The organism is Mycobacterium sp. WUMAC-067 (assembly GCF_020217485.1).
In the GTDB taxonomy this organism is placed as follows: Bacteria; Actinomycetota; Actinomycetes; order Mycobacteriales; family Mycobacteriaceae; genus Mycobacterium.
The window spans coordinates 1-3,449 of sequence record NZ_JAEKMI010000119.1 but is presented as its reverse complement, the minus strand read 5'-3'; the positions used below and the strand labels follow the sequence as shown (position 1 = coordinate 3,449).

General features: G+C 63.8%; 3 protein-coding genes and 2 pseudogenes. 3 read left to right on the top strand and 2 right to left on the bottom strand.

Translation table 11 applies throughout. The features are described from left to right. Positions 1-260 (top strand): hypothetical protein (locus JF781_RS27595; protein ID WP_225325997.1); only part of this gene is annotated, 260 nt, incomplete at its 5' end. Here JF781_RS27595 and JF781_RS27590 read toward each other — a convergent pair. Then, positions 149-455 (bottom strand): annotated as a pseudogene (locus JF781_RS27590) (TetR/AcrR family transcriptional regulator); the annotation flags it as partial. The gene JF781_RS27595 and the pseudogene JF781_RS27590 sit on opposite strands and share 112 nt — an antisense overlap. A gap of 82 nt (positions 456-537) precedes the next feature. Next, positions 538-1,548: an alpha/beta hydrolase gene (locus tag JF781_RS27585; RefSeq protein WP_033721600.1), complete on the bottom strand. Its 1,011-nt coding sequence runs from the start codon at positions 1,546-1,548 to the stop codon at positions 538-540. A 277-nt stretch (positions 1,549-1,825) separates the two neighbouring features. Between JF781_RS27585 and JF781_RS27580 the strand changes: the two are divergent. Together JF781_RS27580 and JF781_RS27575 are read left to right on the top strand one after the other, a co-directional pair. Continuing rightward, positions 1,826-3,114: pseudogene (locus JF781_RS27580) on the top strand (IS1380 family transposase); the annotation flags it as partial. After that, positions 3,113-3,449: IS5 family transposase (locus JF781_RS27575; protein WP_033721601.1), on the top strand; the 337-nt coding region annotated here is incomplete at its 3' end. The pseudogene JF781_RS27580 and the gene JF781_RS27575, both read left to right, overlap by 2 nt.

The window sequence follows — 3,449 nt, the reverse complement described above, 5'->3', positions numbered from 1 at the left end:
TGGATCGATCGCAACTTAGCGTTTGGCGCAAAGCCATTGCCGGCGGAAGGCTGCGCGGTCTCGCCTGGTTCCCGGCCATCGACAAGGTTGGCATCGTTTTCACCGGTTGCAGTTCGCCAAGCCACTGCGTCCTGGTCTCCTTTTCTGTTCATGAGGTTTCAGAGATGAGGCCGATGCACCTGGCGGTCAGCAGGCGGGTCAAGGCGGACGCGAAGCCCAGATTCCACTCGGGCGGAACGACTTGCGCGCCCTTTGCGTAGACATCGGTGAGCCGCTCTGGCGGGTTGGCGTCTGCCAGAGGGTGGCCACCAGCGAGTAGGCGGCCAACAGCATATCCAGTGATCCCGAACGGCCGAGCGCAGGCAACGAGCTCTCAATTGCGTCGGCGGGGATAGCGTCGCGGCGGTCCTGATCCGCTTGACCTCGACAACCCGTTCGTCGTCCACCTCGTGCTGCGACCGGCGTCTTGGTCCGCGCCGCACTTGAAGCCCTGCGCTACTGGCTGCTCTATGTTCCACGACCTGCGCGATGGGCGGATTATGCGCTGTTCTTTTCCGGCGCGGTGGTGAGATGACGGATAAACATCGCCACCTCCTCAACCGCGCGAAGCGCATCTGGGTTGACGTCGAAACCGAGCTGGAACATGTGCATCGCCTTGTGCCACTGCTGCACCCACACTGGTACGCCGTGAGCCCGCAGCCGGTCGGCCAGCGTGAGGGTGTCATTGAGCAGCATCTCGTGGGTGCCAACCTGGAGCAAAAATGGGCCAAGGCCATGCAGATCGGCCTCCGACGGCATCACTGGCGCCGCCCGGGTGCCGTTGACAGTACCGAAGACGTCATAGAGGAACTTCACCGTCATGAACGGAAACATCACGTCGCGATGGTCTTTGAGGGCCCGGTACTTCAGCCCCATATCCGACGACGTCAGCGGTGACATCAGCGCCTGACCCGCAGGCACCGGCAGCCCGCTGTCGCGGGCGGCCAGTGCGGTACCGGCAGCCACCATGCCACCGGCCGAATCTCCTGCTAGCACAATGCGATCCGCTGAAAAGCCGAGCGACATAACGTAGCGGTAGGCGTCGAGCCCGTCGGACACGGCATCCTCAAGGCGGGCCTGCGGGGCCAGCCGGTAACCGACATTGAATACCCGCGCGCCGGTCTCTTGGGAGAGCTTACCGACAAACCGCCGATGCGAATTGAGACCCAAAGTCACCAGCGCCGAGCCGTGGAAGTAGACGATAACCCGGTCGGACTGGCGGGCCGTCGGGAATACCACCCACTCGGCCGGACACTGTGGCAATGCGACGGGGGTCACTTGAGTTCCCGCCGGTGGCGGCACCACGCGCAGCGGTTTGTCGATGACGTCAAGGCGTGCACGCTGCAACAGGTGAGGACTGAAACGGTTGATGACTATGCCGATGACGGTCAAGGTAGCGAGCACTGGGCGCGCGAAGATAGCCGTCAATAACGCCAGCAGGCGCGACTGCCAGCAGATGGAGCCGAAGTGGGCGCTCGCGGGCCGATCCCGCCAATCAGACGAATTCACAGAGCCAACGGTATCAGGTACCGCATGTATTAGATACTATCTGTATGGGGTCCGCTGTAACGCGCGAAGGAGTGAGGACGGTAGCGGTCTGCACGTTCGACAGACCCCTCGCGATCGGACGGGAGGGGCCCAGATCGCCGACTTCACAATGCTAGCCTCGAGGTTTCATGTCGTTGGGGGTTGTGACGGCGTGTAATGCACGGAAGCGCCTGTCCTGCAGGGAATTCTTGGGATTGCTGAAGTCTCAAGATCCTCAAGCAGGAAGGCAACTCCGTAGGTGAAGCGTAACGCAGTTGGTGGGCTGGTCGTCGATGATGTCCGCGAGTCGTTGGTGACGTCATCGGGCGCGGCGATGATGAACGAGACGATCCGGGTTGCGGGCCTGGGGCTTGTCCTATCGAGGGCGCTGGGGCCGTGGCGGCTGGCGCGGGCCCGCCATGATCCGGGCAAGGTGCTGCTTGACGTGGCGATCGCGGTCGCGCTCGGTGGTGACTGTTTGGCCGATGTGGCCGCAGTCCGTGCGCAGCGCGACTTGTTCGGAGTCGTGGCCTCCGACCCGACTGTGTCTCGGTTGTTTGCGGCGTTGGCCGTCGATGACGCCACCACCGATGCTGCGGTCATGGCGCTGCGCTCGGCACACGCTGCAGCCCGTGACCGGGTCTGGTCACGGCGTCGGCCGCTGGCGGGAACACCGGGAACACGAGAGGGTGGGCAGGTCATCGTCGATATCGATGCCACCCTGGTGGCGGCGCATTCGGATAAGGAGGGCGCTGAGGCGACCCACAAGATGTCTTATGGGTTCGCCCCGATGTGCGCTTTTGTCGACCATGGCGAGCACGGCACCGGAGAAACTCTGGCGCTGGACCTACGCCCGGAAAGGCCTCGCCGTTCAATAGTTCTGATCACATCACAGTGCTGGGCGCCGCGCTGGAACAACTGCCCGCCGCCGAGCGGGGCCAGGTGCTGGTGCGCGCCGATGCCGGCGGGGCGTCTAAAGCATTCCTGCATCACCTCACCGACGCCGGATTGCACTATTCCATCGGGTTTCCCGCTCACGGCCCTGTCCAGGCCGCGATCGAGACGATTCCCGAGCAGGCTTGGGTGGCTGCGCTCGACAGTGACGGCGCACCTCGTGAGGGTGCGCAGGTCGCCGAGCTCACCAACTGGATGCCGACCCCGGTCAAACCCACCCGTTCGCCGGCCAAGTACGGCCCCCAGGAATGGCCACGCGGGATGCGAGTCATCGCCCGCCGTGAACGTCCTCACCCCGGTGCCCAGCTACGGCTGACCGACCATAACGGCTGGCGAATCACCTGCTTTGCGACCAACACTCGCGGAACCGGCTGGACGCTGCCGACCCTGGAAGTGCGTCACCGCCAACGCGCCCGCGCCGAAGACCGTATCCGCTGTCTGAAGGACACCGGCCTGCGTAACCTGCCTTTCCACAGCTACCGGGCCAACCGGATCTGGCTCGAAGTCGTCGCCCTGGCTGGCGACCTGATCGCCTGGACTCAAACCCTGGCCTTCGAGCGTCATCAACCCGCCCGCAGCCAAGATCGATCTCGTGACACGGACGGGTGTGATTTGTGATGAGTTTTGGGCGGTGGTCGAGCCGTTGATGCCGTCGCATGACGGTAAGCGAGGCAACAGGTTTCGTGATCACCGGCTGATCCTGGAAGCGATCGCCTGGCATTTTCGCACAGGATGCCCGTGGCGGGACCTGCCCGCCGAATTCGGGCCGTGGCAAACAGTGTGGAAACGCCATCACCGGTGGTCGCTGGACGGCACGTACGACGAGATGTTCGCCCGGGTCGCGGCCTCGTTCGGGTTCGACGCCGACGTGCACGCCGACATCGAAAAGCTGTTATCAGTCGATTCGACCAACGTGCGTGCCCATCAAC